This is a genomic window from Streptomyces longispororuber, from assembly GCF_024448165.1.
GTDB lineage: Bacteria > Actinomycetota > Actinomycetes > Streptomycetales > Streptomycetaceae > Streptomyces > Streptomyces longispororuber_A.
The window spans coordinates 15,124-38,974 of the sequence record NZ_JAMOLN010000086.1 but is presented as its reverse complement, the minus strand read 5'-3'; the positions used below and the strand labels follow the sequence as shown (position 1 = coordinate 38,974).

Here is a 23,851-nt window from a genome sequence, read left to right as displayed (position 1 = left end):
ACGGCGGTGCAGCAGACGCAGTTCGGGGCCGGGTTCCAGGCCGAGATCGGCGCCGAGCCGCGCGCGTGTCCGCTGGAACACGGCGAGCGCCTCGGACCTGCGGCCTTGCAGGTACAGGCCGAGCATGAGCATCCGGGCCAGCCGCTCGTCGGTGGGGTGCGTCTCGGTCAGGGGACGCAGATCCGCGACCATCCGGCGGTGGTCGCCCAGCTCCAGGTCCAACTCAAGGCGTGTGCGCAGCAGTTCAAGGTGCCACTCGGTGAGCTCCCGGGCCCTGGCGGCCGCGTACTCGCCCGGCACGTCACTCAGCGGGTCGTCGTTCCACAGGCCCAGTGCGTGTTCCACATGGGTGCGGGCCGCCTCCGGATCTCCTGACGCGCGCGCCTGCTCGGCCGAGGCGATCAGGTCGCGGGCGAGCAGCAGATCGATGGAGAGGTCGGACGTGCGGAGCTCAAAGCCCCCGGCCGTGGCGGCGACCGTCGGGGCGCCGATGGATTCCCTCAGACGCAGCACATAAGTCTTCAGTGTGACGTCCGCGGAGCGCGGAGGTGTGCTCCCCCACAGGGCCGCGATCAGATCGCCGGCCGGGACGGGCCGCGGCGCCGGCAGCAGCAGGGCGACGAGCAGGGCGCGCAGCTTGGGAGCTTCCAGAGGGACGAGATCTCCACTGCGCCACACGCGCAGCGGACCGAGCACGGCGAAGCGCAAGTCCCGCCGCACAGGGGCGGGTTCGTACTCCCACGGCGGCATGGGCGGTGCGGTCCCCGCGCCGGGGCCGCCGTCATCGGCGCGGCTGTCCCAGGCCCGCACCGCGGAAAGCAGTCCCGTCGCCCTGCGGGACGGATGTGCCGTCCGGTCCGACGCGGCGATCCGCTCCGCGGCCTCAAGGCTGCCCAGCGCGTCGCGGGTCAGGGGGTGCCGGGCGCCCGCCGTGGCCGCCGCCTTCTGTGCCGCCACGGCCAGGACGTCGATCGCGCGCTCCCTGCGGCCCTCGTCCCCGTGGGAGACCGCGGCGTCGAACTCGGCGGTGGCGAGCGTCACCAGGGCCGACAGCGATCGGGGGTGCTCCGTGCCCAGCAGCCCGACCAGTTCGCGTACGACCGACTCCACCTCGGCGAGATGGCGGTCCGCCTCCTCGGAGCGCCCCTGAGCGCGGGCCGTCGTCGCCCGCAGCGAGGCCACCAACAGCCGTAGGTCCAGGTCGGCTTCGCGTGCGCGGGGCGACGTGCCCCGCCGCATCCGGGAGAACCGGGTGTCCTGGAACCGCTCGTCGGCCTCGGCCGCGGCGCGGGCGGACCCGTCGGTGTCGCCGAGGGCCAGCCGGACCGCGGCGAGATTGGCCCACGTGGCCGCGGCGGCGTCGCCGCCCGGATGCTGCGCGTGGAGTTCGAGCGCGACGTTCAGCAGCGTCGCGGCCGCCGCGAACCGGCCCCGGCCGGTCAGCGTCACGGCGATCCGATCGAGCGAAGCCGCCCGGGGTGTGGGCCGCAACTCCAGCCACTCCCAGGCCAGTCGGTCCACCAGCCGGCGAAGCAGCGTCTCGCAGACCGCTTCGAGGCCGAGGCTGTCGAGCAGCCCCACGAGCCGGGCGGTGGCGCGCCCCAGGTCCGGGTGGAGCGGCAGGTCAAAGGAGTGGGCCAGCTCCTCCGCGGCGTCCGTCGTGTCCCGCAGCGCCTCCGCGTCGTCGGGCGTCGCGGCCGCGGCGGCGGCCAGTGCGCGCTGCCAGGCGGGCGGGGCGTCCGACACGGTCCGTCGCTCCCTCATGCCGTTCCCTCGCCCCCGCCCGTCTCCCGGTCGATGAGCCGCTCCACCGCCATGAGTTTCAGCCGGGCGACCTGCGCCGGATCGATGACCTGCCGCTCGCCCCAGTCGTCGAGCTGACGCAGCAGCGCCTCCGTCCCGGAGAACCGCGCCGGGGGCGCGGGCCGCTCCTGGAGGCTCGGCGGCCGCAGTACGTCGATGAGGTGGCCGACGTCGAGGTGGTCGAAGCGCCGCATGGCCTCCCCGAGGGTCGCCGCGACGAGGACGTTGGCGGCACGTGAGCCGTCGGCCCGGTCCGGGGTCTGCTCCATGAGGATGCCGAGCACGGCGGGGGCCGCCCCGGGGTCGTCCGGAACCCCTTCGACCGGGCCCCCCGAGTAGCCGGAGTAGTCGCCCAGGTGCTGGTCCGTGGTGAGTTGGAGCGCTTCGATGGAGGCGCCGCCCGTGCACCGGTGGCGGCCGTCGGCTGTGATGACGCCGCTGAGCCGGGCGTCGTCGTCGGCCGGACGGTAGGGCCCGTGCCAGCGCTCCCCGGTGCGGGCGACGTCGGCCCTGGGCATGGGGAGCGTCACCCGGTGGCGCGCGGTCACCTCCACCAGGGCGAGATCCGCCTCCTTGTCCTGCTGGCGCACGAAGCCCTGAGCCCGCTGCCCGTCGGCGCACTCGATGCCGACACGGTCGTCGACGGCCAGGCCGGGCAGGCAGTGCGCGGCGGTGAGCACGAAGCGCCGTGTGAGCAGGAATCCGCCGCCGAGCCGCTCCCCTTCCAGGTGGAGGTGGACCCAGTAGCCGGGCCCGGTCACGCCCTCTCCGCGGTGCGCTCCACGGTCAGGGTGACTTCGAAGGAGGCCTCCGCGGACGCCTTGGACAGGATCACCCCGGCCTCGGCGGCGAGCGTGAGCCCGAAGGTCACGTCCAGACTGCGCACCTGCCAGCCGCCCCGCTCGGGGACCTGGTCCAGGGACCGCTGGGCGATGGCGGACGCCTGGACGATCGCCTCCTCGATCTCGGTGGCGCGCTCGTCGAGCGTGGCGGTCGTCCGCGTCCGGCGGGCGATCTGCCGCTGGCCCGCCGCGTCGAGCGGCACCGTTTCGACTCTGATGTCGGCCATGAGCGGAGCTCCCCCGTACGCGTGGTCTCTCTGACGACGAGCCATGAGGATCGACGGCGGTCGACGGTGATCGACGCCGATTCATGATCTCAACTCCACCTTAACCGTGGTGAGTTGAGTTGCGCCGCCACGTGCCGCGGCGCCCGTCGGCGGCCCCGCTCAGCTCACCACGCTCTCCCGCCACGCCCGGTGCAGCCCCGCGAACACCCCGGTCCCCCCGATGAGCTCCGCAGGAGACCCGTCCTCGATCACTCGCCCACCCTCCATCACCAGCACCCGATCCGCGATCTCGACCGTGGAGAGACGATGGGCGATGACGACCGCGGTCCGCCCGCGCAGCACCGTGAGCATCGCCCGCTGCACCGCCCGCTCCCCGGGAATGTCCAGCGAACTGGTCGCCTCGTCGAGGATCAGTACCGCGGGGTCGGCGAGCAACGCCCGTGCGAACGCGACGAGTTGGCGCTGGCCCGCCGAGATCCGCCCACCCCGCTTGCGGACGTCCGTGTCGTAGCCGTCGGGCAGCGCGGCGATGAAGTCGTGCGCCCCGATCGCCTTCGCGGCCCGCTCGATCTCCGCACGGCTCGCGTCGGGCCGGCCGATCGCGATGTTCTCGGCGACGCTCCCGGAGAACAGGAACGCCTCCTGGGTCACCATGACCACACCGCGCCGCAGCTCGGCGGTGGACAGCTCGCGCAGGTCGACGCCGTCGAGCAGCACCCGCCCGTGCGACGGGTCGTAGAAGCGGGCGAGGAGCTTGGCGAGCGTCGACTTGCCCGCGCCCGTCGACCCGACCACCGCCACCGTCTGGCCCGCGGGAAAGGTCAGGTCGAAGGGCGGCAGCACCTCGCCGCCCGTCCGGTAGCCGAACGAGACGCCGTCGAACTCGACCTCGCGGCCCGGCCGTTCGTCCTGGAGTGCCGGCAGCGGACGCGGCACGGACGGCTCGGGCACGGACGGCGTCTGCTCGAGGAGGCCCGCGATCTTCTTCAGCGACGCGGCCGCGGACTCGTACGAGTTGAGGAACATCGCGAGCCGGTCGATCGGGTCGTACAGCCGGCGGATGAAGAGCACGGCCGCCGCCAGGACCCCCAGTTCCAGCGTGCCGCCCGCCACCCGGTAGGCACCCCACAGCACCATCCCGGCCACCGCCGTGTTGGCGATGAGGCGGGAGCCGACCACGTAGCGCGCCATCTCCAGCATCGCCGTCCCGTTGGCCCGCTCGTGGCGGTGGTTCAGCACGGCGAAGTGCTCGTCGTTGGCCTGCTCCCGGCGGAACGCCCGGACCGGCCTGATCCCGTTCATCGTCTCCACGAACTTCACGATGACCGCCGCGATGGCCGAGGACCGCTCCCCGTACGCCCGCGCCGCCCGCCGCCGGTACAGCCGGATCAGGACGAACAGCGGAACGAAGGAGAGCGCCGCCACCGACCCGATGCCGAGGTCGAGCCAGAGCAGCATCGCCGTGATGTACGCCGACGCCAGGATGACGTTGACCAGTTCCTGGAGGCCCTCGCTGAGCAGTTCGCGCAGCGACTCGACGTCCGTCGTGGCCCGCGAGATGACCCGGCCCGACGTGTACCGGTCGTGGAAGTCGACGCTGAGCGCCTGCGCGTGCCGGAAGATGCGGCCGCGCAGATCGAGCAGCACGTTCTGACTGACGCGGGCGGACAGCTGGATGTACGCGTACTGGAAGGCCGCCGAGCAGCAGGCGGTGAGCAGGAAGCCGACGCCGACCGCGATCAGCGGCCCGTACGCGTGGTCGCGGAACGCCGGGACGGCGCTGTCGATGGCGTACGCGACGATCAGCGGCCCGGACTGCACGGCCCCCTGCTGCAGCAGCAGCGCGAGGACGGTGAGGACCACCCCGCGGCGATGGGGCGCCAGGAGCGAGCGGAGCAGGCTGCCCGTCGCGCCTGGTGGCGTCGGAAGGTCGTCCTGGTCGAACGGGTCGCCGGGGGAGGGGACACGGACCTCGTCGTCCTCCGGCCCGTCGTCCGCCCGAGGACCGGTGCCCGCGCCCGCGCCCGCGCTCGTGTTCGTGTTCGTGTTCGTGGTGGTCGTCATCGGTCCCCCGCCTCTTCCGTCTCCGCCTCGTCGCCGGACATCAGATGCCGGTACTCGGCGTTCGTCCGCAGCAGTTCGTGATGGGTGCCGACCGCTGCGATCCGCCCCTGCGAGAGCAGCGCGACGCGGTCCGCGAGCAGCACCGTGGACGGCCGGTGCGCGACCACCAGCGCCGTGCTGTCGGCGAGGACCCGGCGCAGCGCCGCCTCCACGGCCGCCTCCGTGTGCACGTCGAGCGCGGACAGCGGGTCGTCGAGCACCAGATAGCGCGGCGCGCCGACGACGGAACGGGCCAGCGCGAGCCGCTGGCGCTGGCCGCCCGACAGGCTCAGCCCCTGCTCGCCGACCTCGGTGTCCGCACCGGCCGGCAGCCGCTGCACGAAGTCGGCCTGCGCGACGCCGAGCGCCCGCGCCAGCGCCCCGGGCCGCCCGGCGGTGTCGGCGGCCGCGCCCATCAGCACGTTCTCCGCGACCGACGCGGAGAACAGGGTCGGTTCCTCGAACGCCATGGACACCAGCGTGCGCAGCTCGTCGCGCGGCATCGCCGTGATGTCCCGGCCGTCCAGCGTGATGCGCCCCGCCGTCACGTCGTACAGCCGCGGCACGAGCGCGGTCAGCGTCGTCTTGCCGCTGCCGGTGGCGCCGACCAGCGCCAGCGTCTCGCCGGAGCGGATGTGCAGGTCGATGTGGCGCAGCGTCGGCACGGAGCCCTGCGCCGCGTCCGGGTAACGGAACTCGACGCCGTCGAACCGCAGTCCGTCCCGGCCCGGTTCACCGCTGTCGGCCCGGACCCGCGGGTCCTCCTCCTCGGCGTCGAGCACCTCGAAGTAGCGGCGGGTGGCGGTCGCCGCCTCCTGGCTCATCGCGAGCAGGAAGCCGATGGACTCGATGGGCCAGCGCAGCGCGAGCGCCGTCGACAGGAACGCGACCAGCGTGCCCGCGGTCAGCTTCCCGTCGGCGACCTGGACCGTGCCGAGGACCAGGGCCGCGCCGAGCGCCACCTCCGGAAGCAGCGTGATGACGGCCAGGATCCCGGCGAGCAGCCGCGCCTTCGCCAGCTCCGTGCCGCGCAGCCTGCCCGACAGCTCGCGGAACGCGCGGGCCTGGCTGCGGTGCCGGCCGAAGCCCTTGATGATGCGGATGCCGAGCACCGACTCCTCGACGACCGTCGTCAGATCGCCGACCTGGTCCTGCGCCCGCCGCGACGCCCCCGCGTACCCGTGCTCGAACCGGTAGCAGACCGCGATCAACGGCACCGCCGGCGCGAGCAGCACCAGGCCGAGGCCCCAGTCCTGGACGACGAGCACGGTCAGACCGGCCGCGATCGTCACCCCGTTCACGATCAGGAACGTCAGCGGGAAGGCGAGGAACATCCGGACCACCATCAGGTCCGTCGTCCCGCGCGACAGGAGCTGCCCCGACGCCCACTTGTCGTGGAACGCCACCGGGAGCCGCTGCAGGTGCCGGTACAGATCGGCCCGCATCGCCGCCTCCACCCCGGCCAGCGGGCGCGCGACCAGCCAGCGCCGCAGCCCGAACAGGAGCGCCTCCGCGATCCCGAGCGCGAGCAGCACCCCCGCCCCGAGCCACACCCCGCCCGGATCCCGGTCGGTGACCGGACCGTCCACGATCCACTTCAGGACCAGCGGGAAGACCAGCGCCAGGCACGACGCGAGCACGGCCACCGCGGCGGCGCCCGCCCAGCGGGCCCGCACGGGCCGTACGTACGGCCACAGCCGCAGCAGCGTGCGCACGGCCGACTGCCGTGCGGGGGACGCGAGTTGATCCTTGCCGTCGCTCCGGCCGGTCTCCGTGGTGGGGGAAGGTGTAGTGGGCATCAGGGGTGAGACTACGGTTCGGCACTGACAACGCCCACCGGGTTTCGGCCGCGGGACGGCCCGGCTGCGGGCCCCGGGGTCGTACCGGCGGTCAACCGATCGGCTGATCCCCCTTCGAGCGCGATGGGCGATGCCCGGGACGCCCCCGCGCGGCGACGCTTGACCCATGACCACCACACCAGCACCGCTGATCGAGGTCGCGGGCCTGCGCAAGAGCTACGCGGGCCGGGCCGTCGTCGACGACGTCTCGTTCACCGTCGACGAGGGGGAGATCTTCGGGATCCTCGGGCCGAACGGCGCGGGGAAGACCACCACCGTCGAGTGCGTCGAGGGCCTGCGGACGCCCGACGCGGGCCGGATCCGGGTCGCCGGACTCGACCCCGTACGCGATCACGCGCAGGTCACCGGCCTCCTCGGCGCCCAGCTCCAGGAGAGCGAGATCCAGCCGAAGCTGACCGTCCGGGAGGCCCTGGAGCTGTACGCGTCGTTCTACCCGGACCCGCTCGACTGGCGGCCGCTCGCCGGGCGGCTGCGCCTGGAGGAGAAGCTCGGTACCCGCTTCGCCAAGCTCAGCGGCGGCCAGAAGCAGCGCCTGTTCATCGCGCTCGCGCTCGTCGGCAACCCGCGCGTCGTCGTCCTCGACGAGCTGACCACCGGGCTCGACCCGCGCGCCCGCCGCGACACGTGGCAGCTCATCGAGGACGTACGGGACCGTGGTGTGACCGTCCTCCTCGTCACGCACTTCATGGAGGAGGCGCAGCGGCTCTGCGACCGGATCGCCGTGATCGACAAGGGGCGGGTCGCCGCCCTCGACACCCCGTCGGGGCTGATCCGGCAGGCCGCCGGCGCCACCGTCATCTCGTTCACCCCGTCCGCGCCGCTCGACGACCAGGAGCTCGCCGCCCTGCCGGGCCTCGCCTCCACGGCGCACAAGGACGGCCGGGTGACCCTCACCGGCGGCGACGAGACCGTCAACGCGGTCCTCACGCTGCTCGCCCGCCACCACATCACCGCGCACCAGCTCCGCGTCTCCGACGCCACGCTGGACGACGCGTTCCTCGACCTGACGGGAGCCGGACAGTCATGAGCACCGCCACCGCCACCTCGGCGACCACCCCGTCCGCACCCGTCAACCGGGCCGTCCTCAAGGCCGAGTTCACGCTCTTCCGGCGCGAGGCCGGCAGCCTGATCGGCATCCTGCTCTTCCCCGTCCTGCTGCTCGTGATCCTCGGCTCCATCCCGTCCTTCCGGGAGACCGACGCCGGACTCGGCGGCATCCGGCTCGTCGACGCGTACGTCCCCGTCACCGTGCTGCTCGGCATGATCGCGGGCGGCATCCAGTCGATGCCGCCGATCATCACCGGCTACCGCGAGCGCGGCATCCTGCGCCGCATGTCGACCACCCCGGTGCGGCCGGCGGCGGTCCTCGGCGCGCAGATGGGCATCCACGGCGTGGCCGTCCTCGTCTCGGTCGCGGTCTGTCTCGCCGTCGGCCGGATCGCCTTCGACGTGGCGCTGCCGCGCCAGATCGCCGGCTATCTGCTCGCCCTGCTGCTGTCCGTCGTCGTCGCCCTCGCCCTCGGCGCGCTGATCGCCTCCCGGGCCCGTACGACGAAGATCTCCAACGCGATCGGCTCGGTCGTCTTCTTCCCCGCGATGTTCTGCGCGGGCGTCTGGCTGCCGGTGCAGGCGATGCCGGACGCGCTCGCCCACATCGTCGAACTGACCCCGTTCGGTGCCGCCGCGCAGGCCCTCAACCAGGCGGCGGCGGGCGACTGGCCGGCCTGGTCGCACCTCGTGGTGCTCGCCGTCTGGGCCGTGGCCCTGACCGGCGCCGCCGCCCGCTGGTTCCGCTGGGAGTGACCCGTGAGCGCCGTGCCCGCGATGCCCCAGACTGAGGTCATGACCACGGATCCCCTGCTCGACCGTGCGGCCGCCGACGCCGCGGAAGCCGCCGAGGATCCCTGGCGCGTCGTCCACCGGTACGGCCCGTACGTCCTGCTCGCGGTCGGTCTGGTGCTGGCCGCCGCCACCGGCGACGTCGTCGGCATGGACGCCACGGACTGGTACCTCCTCGGCTCCCTCAGCGCCCTCGCCCTCGTCCTCCAGCTGTGGTGGGGCCGGGGGGAGAGCGGCCGGCCCAAGCCGTCCGCCGTGAGCGCCTGCTTCTACTGGGCGCGCTGGGCGATCGCCTTCTGGGTCACCTGGATCAACCCGTTCTTCGCGTTCTTCGGCGCCGTCGGCTACTTCGACGCGGACCGGCTGCTGCCCGGCCGGCTGCAGAAGGCCGGCATCCTGGGGTCCGTCGTCATCGTGGCGGGCGCCCAGGGCGGCGGACTGCCGCCCCACGGCGCCGTCGGCTGGGCCGTGTTCGGCGGACTGATCGTCGCCAACATGGTCTTCGTGATCGTCACCGGCCACCTCCAGGAGAAGGAGCAGGAGCGCGCCCGCGTCCAGGCCCGCACCATCCGCGAACTGGCCCGTACCAACGAGGCGCTCAAGGCGGCCATCGACGAGAACGCCCAGCTCCACGCCCAACTCCTGCTCCAGGCGCGGGAGGCGGGCGTCGCCGACGAACGCCGGCGGCTCGCCGCCGAGATCCACGACACCATCGCGCAGGGCCTGACCGGGATCATCGCCCAGCTCCAGGTCGTCGCGAGCGCGCCCACCCTCCGGATCGCCCGCGAGCACCTCGACCGCGCCTCGGACCTGGCCCGGCACAGCCTCGGCGAGGCCCGCCGCTCCGTCCACAACCTGTCCCCGACGGCGCTGGCCGACGCCAGCCTCCAGGAGGCACTGAAGAAGACCGTCGCCGACTGGTCGGACCGCACCGGCGTCCGCGCCGACTTCACGCTCACCGGCCACGCGGAACCCCTCCACGACGAGATCGAGGCGACGCTCCTGCGCATCACGGAGGAGGCCCTGTCCAACGCGGCCCGGCACGCGCACGCCACCCGCCTCGGCGTCACCCTCTCCTTCATGGCGGGCGAGGTCACCCTCGACGTGCGCGACGACGGCCGCGGCTTCGACCCCTTCGCCATGCCCGCCAGGACCGGCACCGGCGGGTTCGGCCTCGACGGCATGCGGGCCCGCGCCGAGCGCCTGGCCGGCGCCGTCACCGTCGAGTCGGAACCGGGCGGCGGCACCGCGATCTCGGCTCGCGTACCGTTGGTGCGCCATGACTGACCCAGTGATCACCCTCCTGATCGTCGACGACCATCCCGTCGTACGGGACGGCCTGCGCGGCATGTTCGAGTCCGCCACCGGTTTCACGGTCCTCGGCGAGGCGGCGAACGGGGTCGAGGCCGTCACCCGCGTCGCCGAACTCGACCCGGACGTCGTCCTCATGGACCTGCGGATGCCGGGCGGCGGCGGTGTCGACGCCATCAAGGAGCTGGCCCGCCGCGGCGCCCGCTGCCGCGTCCTGGTCCTCACCACGTACGACACGGACTCCGACACGCTGCCCGCGATCGAGGCGGGCGCCACGGGCTACCTCCTCAAGGACGCCCCCCGCGAGGAGCTGTTCACGGCCGTCCGCGCGGCCGCGCAGGGCCGTACCGTCCTGTCGCCCGCGGTGGCGTCCCGCCTGGTCACAGCGGTCCGCACGCCCGCGCCCGCGGCCGACGAGACCCTCTCGTCACGGGAGCGCGAGGTGCTGGTCCTGGTGGCCCGCGGCACCTCGAACAAGGAGATCGCCCGCGAGCTGTTCATCAGCGAGGCCACGGTCAAGACCCATCTCACCCACATCTACGGCAAGTTGGGCGTGAAGGACCGGGCGGCGGCGGTGGCGGCCGGGTACGACCGGAAGATCCTCGGCTAGCGGCCCCCGTCGGCCGGTCCGCATACTGGAGGCATGAGCACCGGCTCCCAGGAGTTCGTGCGCGCGACGCCACGGCCCGGCGGCCCGATCGTGTCGGCGGTCGGCTACCGCACCCACGGCCTGCGCCCCGCGCTCCACCGCGGCCTGCCCTCCCCGTACCTCACGGTGATCTTCTCCTTCGACGGCCCGGTCGTCAGCGGCGCCACCGCGGAGCAGGCCACCGGCCCGGACGCGCACCGCACCGACATCGTCGTCGGCGGTCTGCACCAGAGCCCGGCGTTCATCGTCCAGCCCGAGCACGAGAGCGGCATCCAGCTCGCCGTGCACCCGCTCGCCGCCCGCGCCCTGCTGGGCCTGCCCGCGGCGGAACTGACCGGGCACGTCGTGGTCCCCGGCGCGGACGTGTTCGGGGCCGCGGCGGCCGAAGTGCGGGAGCGCGCCGCGGAGTTGACCGGCTGGCCCGACCGGTTCGCGTACCTGTCCCGCTACCTGACCCGGCACGTCGACGACCCGCTCGCCGGTGTACGTCCCGAGGTCGCCGGGGCCTGGACCTGGCTGGCCCGGCACCGCGGCGCGGGCACCCTGCCCGGCCTCGCCGCGCACGTCGCCCTGAGCGAGCGCCGCCTCACGGCCCTGTTCCGCGCCGAGACCGGCCTGAGCCCCGGCCAGGCGGCCCGTCTGATGCGTTTCCAGTACGCGAAGGAGGCGGTGGTCCGGGCGGTGACGGGGGACGCACCCCTGGACCTGTCCCGGATCGCCGCGGACCACGGCTACTGCGACCACTCGCACCTGGTCCGCGCGTTCCAGCAGTACACGGGCCTGAGCCCGACGGCGTGGCTCGCCGAGGAGTGCCGGAACATCCAAGCCGGGGGACACCGCAACGGCGAAGAATCGACCTCATGAACACCCCACAGAACCCCCGCGAACCCATGGTGTGGCCGACCCTCCAGGCCACCGACGCCCCGGCCCTGATCGACTTCCTCGTCGACACGGTCGGCTTCCTGCGCACCGCCGTTCACGAGGACGCGGGCCGCGTCGCCCACGCCCAGCTCGACTGGCCCGAGGGCGGCGGCATCATGCTCGGCTCCCACGACCCGGACGCCCCGCCGGAGAAGTGGTGCCAGCAGCCGGGCACGTTCGGCGCCTACGTCGTCACGGACCGCGTCGACGAGCTGTACGCCCGCCTCACCGACGCGGGCGTCAAGATCACCCAACCGATCACGGACCAGCCCTACGGCAGCCGCGAGTTCGCGATCACGGACCCGGAGGGCAACAAGTGGTCCTTCGGCACGTACCGCGGCGAACCGCGGCCCGCCGATCCCTGAGGGACGCCCGTACGTATCCCTGACATGCGCACGGGAGTTGGCCAATACTCGGATGATGGCTGACAGCGAGGTGGTCAACACCGTTCGGGACGGGTTCTTCTGCAACGCAGTGGTGCAGGGCCACACCATCACTCTGGCCCTGCCCGAGGCGAGCCCGTCCGCCCTCCGAGGGCTGCCCATGGGATCGCCCTCGTTCACCGGACGCGACGACCTCCTCGCCCAGCTGACCGCCGCCCTGGACCCGGCCCACCGCGCGGAGGTGGTGCTCGTGTCGGCCGTCGCGGGGCTCGGCGGGGTCGGCAAGACGGAAGCGGTGGTCCAGGCCGCCCATCGTGTCCGCCTCAGACCGGGGTGGTTCCCCGGCGGAGTCCTGTTCGTCGACCTCTTCGGTTACGACAACGACCGGCGCGTGGCACCGGAGGACGCGCTGCAGAACCTGCTCGGCGCGCTGGGCGTGTCCGCGGACGTCATCCCGCCGGGGCTGTCGGAGCGAGCCCTGCTGTACCGGTCGGTCCTGGCCGCGTACGCGGACCGGGGGCAACGCATCCTGGTCGTCCTCGACAACGCGTCCAGCGCCGAGCAGGTTCGACCGCTCCTGCCCGGTGACGGGCAGTGCCGGACCCTGGTGACCTCCCGGCACACCCTCGACATCGGCGCGCGTCTGCACGACCTGGACGTCCTGTCACCCGACGACGCCGTGGAACTGCTCCGGCGCACCCTGCGACAGGCGCGCGGCGCCGATGACGCCCGGGTGGACGACGACCCGGAGGCGGCTCTCGAGATCGCCTCCCTCTGCGGGTATCTGCCGCTGGCCCTCCAGATCGTCGCCGCGCACCTCGCCGACATCCCGACGCGTCCGTCGTCCACGATGGCCCGGGCGCTACGAGAAGCCCCCCGGCTCGACGTGCTCAGCCGTGAGAACCGTGCCGTCCGTACGGTCTTCGAGCTCTCGTACCGGCATCTCGACACCGCCTCCCGGACGCTGCTGCGGCGCCTCTCGCTGAACCCCGGCCCCGACGTGTCCACGGAGTGCGCGGCAGTACTCGCCGGCATCGGTGCGGGGGAGGCGGAGCGGCTGCTCCTCGGACTCGCTCGTGCGCACCTGGTGAGCAGCGGCCCGGCGTGGGGCCGCTGGCGGATGCACGACCTCGTGCGCTCGTACGCCGAGGGCCTCGCCGCGGCCGACGCCGCCTCCGGCGAGGCGCACGACAGGCTGCTGGAGCACTACGTGGAGCGGGCGGAGTGTGCGGACACGTACGTGATGGAGTCGGCCGGTGTCCGGCCGCACGGATTTGTTGGCCGGCCGGCCGCCGTGGCGTGGCTGGAATCCGAGCGGGAGAACCTGTTGGGGGCCGTCCGACAGGCCGCCGAGTGCGGACGGGCCGATGTCGCCGTCGGTCTCGTGATTGCGCTGGACGCCTTTCAGGGTTTCTACGGCTACAACAAGGACGCCGTGGACAGCGCGCAGGTCGCCGCGGAGGCCGCGCACAGGGCGGGAGACCTGGCCGGATTCGGTCGGTGTCGCCGCCGGGTCGCCTTCGCCTGCCACGCCACGGCGGAGCACGACCGGGGCATGGACGCGGCTCGCGAGGCCATGGACGTGGCGCAGTCCATCGGCGACGGGCCGGGGGAGGGACTGGCCTGTCGGGCACTCGCGGATCTGCTCGCCAAACTGGACGGAAGGACGGACGAAGCGCTGGAGGCCTACCGTCGATCCGTCGCGCTCCTTGGTGCGGCGGACCATGACGCATCCGACCTCGGGATTCTCACCAACCGGCACTTTCTGGGTTGTGCCCTGCTGAACCTCGGCACCTGTCTGCACCACGCGGACCGGTTCGACGAAGCCGTCGTGGCACTGGAAGAGGCCGGGGAGCACCTGGTTCTCACCAACCGCAGAGTCGCAGGTCTCGCCCACGCGAACCTCAGCAATGCGCTGAGGGAGGTCGGCCGGGTCGATGAATCCATCGCGGCCCTGCGCAAGGCGGTGGAGGAATTCGATGGCGCCGACGAGCGGTGGAGCCTGGAGATGGCGGTCCGCGCCCATCACAACCTCGCCGTGTCACTGGACGACACAGCTGAGAGCATTCAGATACTGGAGGCCTCGGCAGCGCTGTGTGCGCGCTTGAACGACAGACCCAATGAAGCCGCCGAACTCCACTACCAGAGCGCGCTGTTGATGGACCAGGACCGCCCCGCGGACGCGCTCCCCGTGCTGGAACGCGTTCTGCGGCTCCTGCGCGACCTCGTCGCCGAACGTCCCGGCGAGTACGAAGAGGATCTGCGCGAGGCCGAGACGGCTCATCAGGAGGTTCTCCTGGCCCTGGACGCCACTGAAGCCTCCTAGGGCCTGACCCGCAGCAGCACCACCGACCGCGCCCCCACCGTCACCACCGCCCCCGCCGCGTGGACCACCCCCGGCGCCGCGCCCTGTTCCTCCGTCGCCGTGTCCACCAGGACCTCGTACTCCTGGGCCCACGGCTCGCCGGGGAGGACGAAGCTCTCCGCGCGGTCGCCCGCGTGGAGGAGGGCGAGGAAGCTGTCGTCCTCGACCGGGGCGCCTCGGGTGTCGCGGCCGGGGATGTCGCGGCCCGAGAGGTACATGCCGAGGGTCGCCGCGGGGGCGTACCAGTCGCGTTCCGTCATCTCCGTGCCGCGTGACGTGAACCAGGCCAGGTCCCGCAGGCCGTCCGCCGAGTGGGCGCGGCCCGAGAAGAAGGCGCGGCGCCGGAGCACGGGGTGCGCGTGGCGCAGGGCGATCAGGCGGGACGTGAGGTCGAACAGGGCCCGCCAGCCGGGGTCGTCGAGCAGGCTCCAGTCGACCCAGCTGATCTCGTTGTCCTGGCAGTACGCGTTGTTGGAGCCGCGCTGCGTGCGCCCGAACTCGTCGCCCGCCACCAGCATCGGCACGCCGGTCGACAGGAGGAGCGTCGTCAGGAGGTTGCGCAGCTGCCGCCTGCGCAGGGCCAGGATCGCCGGGTCCGTCGTCTCGCCCTCGGCGCCGCAGTTCCAGGAGCGGTTGTCGTTCGAGCCGTCCCGGTTGCCCTCGCCGTTGGCCTCGTTGTGCTTGCGTTCGTAACTGACCAGGTCGCGGAGCGTGAAGCCGTCGTGCGCGGTGATGAAGTTGACCGAGGCGTACGGGCGCCGGCCGCCCCACGCGTACAGGTCGCTCGATCCGGAGAGGCGGTAGCCGAGGTCCCGTACGTCGGGCAGCGCGCCGCGCCAGAAGTCCCGGACCGCGTTCCGGTACCTGTCGTTCCACTCCGTCCAGAGGGGAGGGAACGCGCCTACTTGGTAGCCGCCGGAACCCACGTCCCACGGTTCCGCGATCAGTTTCACGCGGCGCAGGACCGGGTCCTGCGCGATCACCGCGAGGAACGGCGACAGCATGTCGACGTCGTGCATCGAGCGGGCCAGCGCCGCCGCCAGGTCGAAGCGGAAGCCGTCGACGCCCATCTCCGTCACCCAGTAGCGCAGCGAGTCCGTGATCAGACGCAGCACGTGCGGCTGGACCACGTGCAGCGTGTTGCCGCAGCCCGTGTAGTCCGCGTAGCGCCGGGCGTCGGCCTGGAGCCGGTAGTAGCCCCGGTTGTCGATGCCCTTCAGCGACAGCATCGGGCCCAACTCGCCCGCCTCCGCGGTGTGGTTGTAGACCACGTCGAGGATCACCTCGATGCCGGCCGCGTGCAGCGCCCGCACCATCCGCTTGAACTCGCCGACCTGCTGCCCGGCCGTGCCGGACGCCGCGTACGCCGCGTGCGGGGCGAAGTAGCCGATGGAGTTGTAGCCCCAGTAGTTGCGCAGGCCGCGGCGGAGCAGATGGTCCTCGTGCGCGAACTGGTGCACAGGCAGGAGCTCCACCGCCGTCACCCCGAGCCGGGTCAGGTGCTCGATCGCCGCCGGATGCGCGAGACCCGCGTACGTGCCCTGCAACTCCTCAGGAATCTCAGGGTGTTGGCGGGTGAAGCCGCGCACGTGCAGCTCGTAGATGACCGAGTCCGCCCAGGGCGTCTTGGGCCTGCGGTCGTCCGACCAGTCGTCGTCGTCATGGACGACGACGCCCTTGGGGACGTACGGCGCCGAGTCCCGGTCGTCGCGCACCGTGTCGGCCACGTGCTGCTCGGGCCAGTCCCGCACGTGCCCGTACACCTCGGGCGGCAGCCTGAACTCGCCGTCCACCGCCCGCGCGTAAGGGTCGAGGAGCAGCTTCGCCGGGTTCCAGCGGGCGCCCGTCCACGGGTCCCAGCGGCCGTGCACCCGGAACCCGTACCGCTGCCCCGGCAGCACTCCGGGGACGAAGCCGTGCCAGATCTCGTGCGTCAACTCGGCCAGCGGCGCGCGCCGTTCCCGCCCCGCCTCGTCGAACAGGCACAGCTCGACGGACTCGGCGCCGCCCGCCCACAGGGCGAAGTTGGTGCCCGCGACCCCGTCGGGGCCGACCCGGAAACGGGCCCCGAGCGGCATCGGCGCGCCCGGCCAGACCGGTTCGAGCGGGGGAGTGCGATCCGGTTCCCTGTCCCGCGCCGACAGACCGGGCGCGGCCGGCCGGCCGTTGCCCGCCCGGCTTCCCGGTACGCCCGGCACGTCCGGCGCCGGGCCGCTCTGCACTGCCTCCTGCTCGGGTGCGCTCGACACCTGTCAGCCTCCCGCGGCTCCGCGACTCATGGGCAGGGGTGCACGGCGTCCCGGCCGTGGCCCCAGGCCGTGTCACCGGTTTCCGTCCGCCGACTCGACCTGGCCTCCCCACTGTTCTGCCCAGAGCTTGGGTCGCACTCACGTTTCCCCAGCGGGGGGAGCGTCGTTGGCCTGACGTGAGAACAGCTGTGAGGCGCGCGCGGCGCGCAGGGGCGACACTGGCCGCCGTACTGACATGGGCAGGACTGGTCGGCGGACTCGCCGGATGCGATGCGGGAGGGACGTTCGGCAAGCCGCGCTCGCCCGAGGAACTGATCCGGGTCACCCCGGACGACGCGAGCAAGGACGTGAAGACGGACGGCGGGCTCCAAGTCGAGGTGCCCGAGGGCCGGTTGGAGTCGGTGAAGGTCGTCAGGATCGAGGACGCGCAGGAGACACCGGTGCCGGGCAGGCTGGCGGACGACGCCATGCGCTGGCGGCCGACCGGGCCGGACGCCGAGCGGCTCGCGCTCGCCGCGAAGTACACGGTCGACGCGGTCGCGGTGGACGGCGGCGGACGCCGGGTGGCCCGGCACACCACGTTCACCACCTTCGTCCCCGACGAGCGGTTCATCGGCTACGTGACGCCGGAGAACCGCTCCACGGTGGGCACCGGCATGATCGTGAAGCTGGAGTTCAACCGGGACATCGAGAACCGGGCCGCCGTCGAGCGGGCCATCGAGGTCACCGCGAAGCCGGCGGTGAAGATCGCCCCGCACTGGTTCGGGAAGAGCCGTCTCGACTTCCGCCCGGAGAAGTACTGGAAGCCGGGCACCGAGGTCACCGTCGACCTGGGCCTGCGCGACGTGGAAGCGGCGCCCGGCGTCTACGGCCTCCAACGCAAGAGCTTCTCCTTCACCATCGGCCGCAGCCAGGTCAGCGTGGTCGACGCGGCCGCGCACACGATGGAGGTGCGCCGGGACGGCGAGCTCGTCGACACCCTCCCGATCACGGCGGGGGCGCCGCGCTCGACGACGTACAACGGGAAGATGGTGGTCACCGAGATGCTCGACGTGACCCGGATGAACAGCCGCACCGTCGGCTTCGGCGGCGAGTACGACATCCCGGACGTGCCGCACGCGATCCGGCTCACCGACTCCGGCACCTTCCTGCACGGAAACTACTGGTCGGGCGGTGCCTTCGGGTCCAGCAACGTCAGCCACGGCTGCGTCGGCCTGCGCGACGTGAAGGGCGGCAGCTCGCAGACCCCGGCGGGCTGGTTCTTCGACCGCACGCTGATCGGTGACGTCGTCGAGGTGAAGAACAGCGCTGACAAGAAAGTGGCTCCGGACAACGGCCTCGGCGGCTGGAACATGGAATGGCGGCAGTGGACGTCCGGAGCGGCCGCCGGCTCCTAGCCGGAAGGAGGTGCGCCAAGGACCGTTGGGACTGAACGGTGACATAAGCGGGGGATCCGTTTTCCCAGGTCGTGTGGTTATCTTTCGCAGTGCGCGCGCGAACGCGCAGGAGTGCGGGCCTCGGACTGACCAGAGGCCGTGCGAGGGGAGAGAAACATCTTGAACGGGCGACGACCGATATCGGCGGCACTGCTGGGGGCGGCACTGCTGCTGGTCACCGCGTGCGGTGGCGGGGGCGGTGCGGACTCGGGACGCGACGGCAAGGGGAAGTCCGACAAGGCGGCGGAGGCGAACAAGCCCTCGCTGGCCGTCGTGACCGTCGCGCCGAAGGACGGCGCGGGCTCCGTGGCGACCAGCGGGGCCCTCCAAGTGAAGGCTGACAAGGGGAAGTTGACCGAGGTCAAGGTCACCGACACCAAGGGCAATCCGGTCGAGGGCGAGATCACCGACAGCGGTGCCTCGTGGACCCCCGCCCACCATCTGGCGGCCTCGACCAAGTACAAGGTCCACGCGGTGGCGAAGGACAAGGAAGGTCGGGAGTCGGCCAAGGACACCAGCTTCACCACGCTCACGCCGAAGAACACCTTCATCGGGACGTTCACGCCGGAGGACGGCTCGAAGGTCGGCGTCGGGATGCCGTTCTCGGTCCGTTTCACCCGGGGCATCACCAAGCCCGAGGACGTCGAGAAGGCGATCTCGGTGACGACGGAGCCGTCCGTCCCGGTCGAGGGCCACTGGTTCGGCAACGACCGGCTGGACTTCCGCCCGGAGGAGTACTGGGCGGCCGGCACCAAGGTCACCGTCAAGCTCAACCTCGACGGCGTCGAGGGCCGTCCGGGCGTCTACGGCAAGCAGGCCCGCACGGTGAAGTTCACCATCGGCCGCAGCCAGGTCTCCACGGTCGACGTGAAGACGAAGACGATGACCGTGAAGCGTGACGGCAAGGTCATCAAGAAGATCCCCGTGACCACCGGCAAGCCCGGCTACGACACGTGGAACGGCCAGATGGTCATCACCGAGCGCCTCAAGGTGACCCGGATGAACGGCGAGACGGTCGGCTACGGCGGCGAGTACGACATCAAGGACGTCCCGCACGCCCAGCGCCTCACCACCTCCGGCACGTTCATCCACGGCAACTACTGGGGCGGCGACGCGTTCGGCAACTACAACGCCAGTCACGGCTGCATCGGTCTGCGCGATGTGCGCGGCGGCTACGACAGCGGTGTGTCGGCGGCGTGGTTCTTCGACCGGTCGATGGTCGGCGACGTGGTGATCGTCAAGAACTCCCACGACAAGACGGTGTCCCCGGACAACGGGCTCAACGGGTGGAACATGTCCTGGGCGGACTGGAAGAAGTAGCCGGAGTTGGGGCGCGGGGAACTGCGCGACAAGCCCCCACCGGGCGGACGGTCACGTGACGAACCGCACCGCCCGGGACGGGGTGAACGCCCGCTAACCTGCGGGGCATGACCGCTCATCTCGAAGTAGCCGACGGCGTCGGGACCATCCGCCTCGACCGCCCCCCGATGAACGCCCTGGACATCGCCACCCAGGACCGGATCAAGGAACTCGCCGACGAGGCCACGGCCCGTACCGACGTACGGGCCGTGGTGGTCCGCGGCAGCGAGAAGGTCTTCGCGGCCGGCGCGGACATCAAGGAAATGCAGGCCATGGACCACGCCGCCATGGTCGGCCGGGCCCGCGCCCTGCAGGACTCGTTCACCGCGGTGGCCCGGATCCCCAAGCCGGTCATCGCCGCGGTCACCGGCTACGCCCTGGGCGGCGGCTGCGAGCTGGCGCTCTGCGCCGACATCCGGATCGCCGCCGACAACGCCAAGCTGGGCCAGCCGGAGATCCTGCTGGGCCTGATCCCGGGCGCGGGCGGCACCCAGCGGCTGGCCCGGCTGGTCGGCCCGGCCAAGGCCAAGGACCTGATCTTCACCGGCCGCCACGTGCGGGCGGACGAGGCGCTCACCATCGGTCTGGTCGACCGGGTCGTCCCCGCGGCGGAGGTCTTCGACACCGCGCACGCGTACGCCGCGAAGCTCGCCCAGGGTCCCTCCATCGCGCTGCGCGCCGCGAAGGAGTCGATCGACGCGGGTCTGGAGACGGACCTGGAGACGGGGCTGACCATCGAACGCAACTGGTTCGCGGGCCTGTTCGCGACGGCGGACCGGGAGACCGGAATGCGCAGCTTTGTGGAGGATGGTCCGGGCAAGGCGAAGTTCGCCTGACCCACCCTCAGGAGGCGGGGTCAACTCCCTTGCGGGCAAGCGGAGTTGATCACGTCCCCCGTTGGAGCGCATTATCCCAGCCTTAAGAGAACCTTAAACAATCCCGCCCCGTGACGATCAACGATCGCCTGTACACGGTGAGTCATTGCAGGTCAGGGGGTGTGCAGCGGACCTCTAACTGCCAGCGGCATATGCCAAAACAGCCCCCCGGAATGAGGCGTTCCGGGGGGCTTATTCAGCCGGAACGGCCCCACGAGCCCCTCGGTGCGGCCATCATGGTGGGCATGGCGGGGCTTGAGGGTGTCGAACAGCCGCGGCGGCACGGGAGTGCGACCGCGGCGCGCTGGTCTCCCGCGGTCGAGGACGAACACGCTCTGAAGGCGCTGGAGTTGTTCGGCAATCCGACCGAGGGGGAGGTGCCGTTGCCGTCGCGCCCCGAATCCGCGGCGACCGCCCGCCGGCTGGCCCAGGTGGTCGTCCTGCGGCACTGGGGCCTCTCCCCGAAGATGACCGAGGACGCGGTCCTGCTGGTCTCCGAACTCGTCGGCAACGCGGTGCGGCACACCGGCGCCCGGGTCTTCGGGCTGCGCATGCTGCGTCGGCGCGGCTGGATCCGGGTGGAGGTGCGGGACCCCTCGCGCGGACTGCCGTGCCTGATGCCGGTGCACGAGCTCGACATCTCCGGGCGCGGACTCTTCCTCGTCGACAAGCTCTCCGACCGCTGGGGCGTCGATCTGCTGCCGCGCGGCAAGACGACCTGGTTCGAGATGCGCGTCGCCGACCGCTGACACGTGCGCGTGGAACGCACGGAAGCCCCCGTTTTCGCCGTCGTACGGCGCCGCGGGGGCTTCCATGTGATGCGCCGCGAACAGTGGGGGTGTAGTCCGCGGCGTCTGATGACGACCTGGCCCGGGTCAATGGGGGTCGTGGCACCGATCATGGCAGACGGCACCCGGAACGGCCAAATGAATCGTTGGTGATGTGAGCCACGGGCCTCACAAATGAAGAATAAATACAGGCGGCATCCAGTAATCGTTAAGGTCCTCGGGTCGGTAGGCGGCTTTTGTCCGCGATCCCCCTTAAATGGGGCGGGTGACCAAGGCAGAATCTTTCCGACGCCGCTCCGTCCTGCGCGTCGGCGCCGGACTCACCGCCGCCCTCGCCACCGGCTGCGCCGCGGACGAGCGGCCCCCGACCACGGCCGCGCCCACGGCCCGCGCACCGCCGACAGCGTCGCCCTCACCTTCCACGGGCAGGGCGACCCCGCCATCGCCCACGCCCTCCTCAAGGAGGCGGAGCGGGCCCACGCCCACATCACCGTCCTCGCCGTCGGCACCTGGCTCGACGAACACCCGGACATCGCCCGGCGCATCCTCGACGGCGGCCACGACCTCGGCAACCACACCCTCCACCACCGCGACATCAACGCCATGTCCGAGTCCGACGCGTACGCCGAGATCACCGGCTGCGCCGACCGCATCCGCCGCCTCACCGGCTCCATCGGGACCTGGTTCCGGCCGTCCCGCACCCCGACCGCGACCCCGCTCGTCACCCGCCTCGCCCGCCGCGCCGGCTACCCGCACGTCCTCTCCTACGACGTCGACTCGCTCGACTTCACCTCACCGGGCGCGGACACGGTCGTCGACAACGTCACCTCCGCGCTGCGCCCCGGCTCCGTCGTCAGCCTGCACTTCGGGTACACCGACACGGTCGCCGCGCTGCCGCCCCTCCTGGACCACCTCGACCGTCGCGGCCTGTCCGCGGTGACCTGCACGGAGCTGCTCACGTGAACACCCACCCGACCCGCCGCACCGGAGCCCTGCTCGCCGCCGCCACCGCGGCCGTCCTCGCCGTCCTCACCGGCTGCGGCGCCGAGAACGCCGCCGACCGCGGCACCCAGGGCGCCATCAAGCCGGTCAAGCCCGCCGTGCCGAAACAGCAGCCCGTGTACGGACTGCCGGGCATGCCGCCCGTCCTCGACCCGAAGGACGTCTACTCCGCGGACCGCCCCAACAAGCTCTCCCCGGTCGTCAAGGACTTCCCGTCCCGCGTGTACGTCCCCAACACCGAGTCCGACACCGTCTCCGTCATCGACCCGAAGACGTTCCAGGTCATCGAGACGATCCCGGTCGGCCGGCAGCCCCAGCACGTCGTGCCCTCCTGGGACATGAAGACGCTGTGGGTCAACGACGACAAGGGCAACACCCTCACACCCATCGACCCGAAGACCGGCAAGGCGGGCAAGCGGGTCGACGTGCACGACCCGTACAACCTCTATTTCACCCCGGACGGCAAGTACGCCGTCGTCATGGCCTCGCTCGACCGCGAACTGGTCTTCCGCGACCCGCACACCATGAAGATCAAGCACACCGAGCCGGTCAGCTGCTACGGCGTCAACCACGCCGACTTCTCCCTCGACGGCCGCTACTTCATCGTCAGCTGCGAGTTCAGCGGCGAACTGCTCAAGGTCGACACCGCGAAGATGAAGGTCGTCCAACAGCAGAAGCTGCCCTTCGACGGAGCGATGCCGCAGGACGTGAAGATGTCGCCCGACGGCAAGAAGTTCTACGTCGCCGACATGATGGCCGACGGCATGTGGGTGCTGGACGGCGACACCTTCGGCAAGCCGAAGCTGCTGCCCACCGGCAAGGGCACCCACGGCCTCTACGTCAGCCGCGACTCCCGGGAGATGTACGTCTCCAACCGCGGCGAGGGCACCGTCTCCGTCTTCGACTTCGCCCAGGACAAGGTGACCAAGAAGTGGAAGCTGCCCCAGGGCGGCAGCCCCGACATGGGCGGCGTCTCGGCGGACGGCAACACCCTGTGGCTGTCCGGCCGTTACGACTCCGAGGTCTACGCCATCGACACCAGGACCGGCGTCCAGATCGCCCGGATCCCCGTCGGCGACGGCCCGCACGGCCTGGCCGTGTACCCGCAGCCCGGCCGCTACTCCCTGGGCCACACCGGCATCTTCCGGTAGCCCTCAGGGGAGGTGCTGCATCAGCGCCTCGGAGCCGACCGCCCGGTACCCCGCCGCCTGGAACACCCGCACGCTGCGCGCGTTGCCGGGCGACTGCTGGGCCCACACGTGCTCGTCGGGGACCAAGTGCCGGGCGGCGACGGCCAGTTGCCGCCCGAGGCCGTGGTGCCGCACCGACTCGTCGACCTCCAGCGACGCCTCCCAGCGGCCGCCGAGGCCCCGCCCGAGCGCCAGCACCCCGCCGTCCGTCTCCCACACCCGCACCTCGTCCCGGTGCGACAGCGCCCGCGCCACGCGGGGATGCTCCCGGTCACGGATCTCGCGCAGCGCGAGCGGCGGCGGCCCGGCCAGCGCGGGCGCCACCGTCACCAGGTCGATCGTCTCGTGCGTGCGCCCCGTGCGCTCCATGAACGCCACCAGGAACCGGGCGTTCATCGGCGCCGAGAACGGGTCGCAGTCCACCGCGGCCAGCGCCTCGCGCACCCACGCCGCCGGCTCGTCCGTGACCACCACGGTGTGCGCCGTGAACGCGAGGACGCCCGCGTCGCGCTCGTCCGTCTGCGGCACGACCGTCAGGGTCCCGTCCGGCGCGGGGAAGACACCCTTGGCCACCGCGTCCAGAATGTCCCGCAGCATCACGCGCGTACTCCTCACTTGAGTCTCCACCCACTGGAAGGCCCAGACTCCCA

The 23,851-nt window shown here is 72.0% G+C and carries 20 protein-coding genes; 13 read left to right on the top strand and 7 right to left on the bottom strand.

What is annotated here, in order from left to right:
* The 5 genes from M4J07_RS23670 to M4J07_RS23650 form a co-directional block, all read right to left on the bottom strand.
* Window positions 1-1,764, bottom strand: a 1,764-nt coding sequence (locus tag M4J07_RS23670) for an AfsR/SARP family transcriptional regulator (RefSeq protein WP_255974987.1), incomplete at its 3' end; no start/stop codon positions are given.
* Entirely contained in the window at window positions 1,761-2,564 is an 804-nt protein-coding gene (locus M4J07_RS23665; RefSeq protein WP_255974986.1) for a trypsin-like peptidase domain-containing protein, read from the bottom strand. The genes M4J07_RS23670 and M4J07_RS23665, both read right to left, overlap by 4 nt.
* The gene (locus M4J07_RS23660) at window positions 2,561-2,872 is read right to left on the bottom strand and encodes a CU044_2847 family protein (protein ID WP_255974985.1); all 312 of its coding nucleotides are present in this window, start codon (window positions 2,870-2,872) and stop codon (window positions 2,561-2,563) included. Before M4J07_RS23660 ends, M4J07_RS23665 begins: the two co-directional genes overlap by 4 nt.
* A gap of 159 nt (window positions 2,873-3,031) precedes the next feature.
* Window positions 3,032-4,936: an ABC transporter ATP-binding protein gene (locus tag M4J07_RS23655; RefSeq protein WP_255974984.1), complete on the bottom strand. Its 1,905-nt coding sequence runs from the start codon at window positions 4,934-4,936 to the stop codon at window positions 3,032-3,034.
* Window positions 4,933-6,774 (bottom strand): ABC transporter ATP-binding protein, encoded by a 1,842-nt coding sequence (locus tag M4J07_RS23650; RefSeq protein ID WP_255974983.1) that lies wholly within the window; start codon window positions 6,772-6,774, stop codon window positions 4,933-4,935. Before M4J07_RS23650 ends, M4J07_RS23655 begins: the two co-directional genes overlap by 4 nt.
* A 166-nt stretch (window positions 6,775-6,940) precedes the next feature.
* On the opposite strand from M4J07_RS23650, the gene M4J07_RS23645 reads away from it, so the two are divergent.
* Genes M4J07_RS23645 through M4J07_RS23615 form a run of 7 tightly spaced genes read left to right on the top strand, consistent with a single transcriptional unit; the run spans window position 6,941 to window position 14,263 of the window.
* Window positions 6,941-7,861 carry an ABC transporter ATP-binding protein gene (locus M4J07_RS23645; protein WP_255974982.1) on the top strand — a complete coding sequence of 307 codons (921 nt, stop codon included), beginning with the start codon at window positions 6,941-6,943 and terminating at the stop codon, window positions 7,859-7,861.
* Window positions 7,858-8,637, top strand: coding sequence for an ABC transporter permease (locus tag M4J07_RS23640; RefSeq protein ID WP_255974981.1), 780 nt, complete (start codon window positions 7,858-7,860; stop codon window positions 8,635-8,637). Before M4J07_RS23645 ends, M4J07_RS23640 begins: the two co-directional genes overlap by 4 nt.
* A gap of 39 nt (window positions 8,638-8,676) precedes the next feature.
* A complete protein-coding gene (locus M4J07_RS23635) occupies window positions 8,677-9,960 on the top strand; it encodes a sensor histidine kinase (protein WP_255974980.1) in 1,284 nt (427 codons plus the stop codon).
* Window positions 9,953-10,594 (top strand): response regulator, encoded by a 642-nt coding sequence (locus M4J07_RS23630; protein WP_255974979.1) that lies wholly within the window; start codon window positions 9,953-9,955, stop codon window positions 10,592-10,594. The genes M4J07_RS23635 and M4J07_RS23630 overlap by 8 nt, the downstream gene beginning before the upstream one ends.
* A gap of 33 nt (window positions 10,595-10,627) precedes the next feature.
* A complete protein-coding gene (locus M4J07_RS23625) occupies window positions 10,628-11,497 on the top strand; it encodes an AraC family transcriptional regulator (RefSeq protein WP_255974978.1) in 870 nt (289 codons plus the stop codon).
* A complete protein-coding gene (locus M4J07_RS23620) occupies window positions 11,494-11,919 on the top strand; it encodes a VOC family protein (protein WP_255974977.1) in 426 nt (141 codons plus the stop codon). Before M4J07_RS23625 ends, M4J07_RS23620 begins: the two co-directional genes overlap by 4 nt.
* Before the next feature lie 55 nt (window positions 11,920-11,974).
* On the top strand, window positions 11,975-14,263 hold the full coding sequence (locus M4J07_RS23615) for an ATP-binding protein (protein WP_255974976.1): 2,289 nt from the start codon (window positions 11,975-11,977) through the stop codon (window positions 14,261-14,263).
* Here the strand turns inward: M4J07_RS23615 and glgX are convergent.
* Window positions 14,260-16,551, bottom strand: a complete 2,292-nt coding sequence (glgX, locus tag M4J07_RS23610) for a glycogen debranching protein GlgX (protein ID WP_374215073.1) — start codon at window positions 16,549-16,551, stop codon at window positions 14,260-14,262. The genes M4J07_RS23615 and glgX overlap by 4 nt on opposite strands.
* A gap of 176 nt (window positions 16,552-16,727) precedes the next feature.
* Between glgX and M4J07_RS23605 the strand changes: the two genes are divergently transcribed.
* From M4J07_RS23605 to M4J07_RS23580, 6 genes are all read left to right on the top strand, one after another.
* Window positions 16,728-17,948 carry a L,D-transpeptidase gene (locus M4J07_RS23605; RefSeq protein WP_255974975.1) on the top strand — a complete coding sequence of 407 codons (1,221 nt, stop codon included), beginning with the start codon at window positions 16,728-16,730 and terminating at the stop codon, window positions 17,946-17,948.
* Window positions 17,949-18,107: 159 nt separating this feature from the next.
* Complete coding sequence (locus tag M4J07_RS23600; RefSeq protein ID WP_255974974.1) at window positions 18,108-19,307, top strand: L,D-transpeptidase; 1,200 nt, start codon at window positions 18,108-18,110, stop codon at window positions 19,305-19,307.
* A 107-nt stretch (window positions 19,308-19,414) separates the two neighbouring features.
* Window positions 19,415-20,182 (top strand): enoyl-CoA hydratase/isomerase family protein, encoded by a 768-nt coding sequence (locus M4J07_RS23595; protein ID WP_255974973.1) that lies wholly within the window; start codon window positions 19,415-19,417, stop codon window positions 20,180-20,182.
* Between the two features lie 284 nt (window positions 20,183-20,466).
* On the top strand, window positions 20,467-20,970 hold the full coding sequence (locus M4J07_RS23590) for an ATP-binding protein (RefSeq protein WP_255974972.1): 504 nt from the start codon (window positions 20,467-20,469) through the stop codon (window positions 20,968-20,970).
* A gap of 213 nt (window positions 20,971-21,183) precedes the next feature.
* The gene (locus M4J07_RS23585) at window positions 21,184-21,972 is read left to right on the top strand and encodes a polysaccharide deacetylase family protein (RefSeq protein WP_255974971.1); all 789 of its coding nucleotides are present in this window, start codon (window positions 21,184-21,186) and stop codon (window positions 21,970-21,972) included.
* Entirely contained in the window at window positions 21,969-23,162 is a 1,194-nt protein-coding gene (locus M4J07_RS23580) for a YVTN family beta-propeller repeat protein (protein WP_255974970.1), read from the top strand. The genes M4J07_RS23585 and M4J07_RS23580 overlap by 4 nt, the downstream gene beginning before the upstream one ends.
* A 3-nt stretch (window positions 23,163-23,165) precedes the next feature.
* Here the strand turns inward: M4J07_RS23580 and M4J07_RS23575 are convergent, their stop codons facing one another.
* The gene (locus tag M4J07_RS23575; RefSeq protein WP_255974988.1) at window positions 23,166-23,798 is read right to left on the bottom strand and encodes a GNAT family N-acetyltransferase; all 633 of its coding nucleotides are present in this window, start codon (window positions 23,796-23,798) and stop codon (window positions 23,166-23,168) included.
* Window positions 23,799-23,851: the final 53 nt, after the last annotated feature.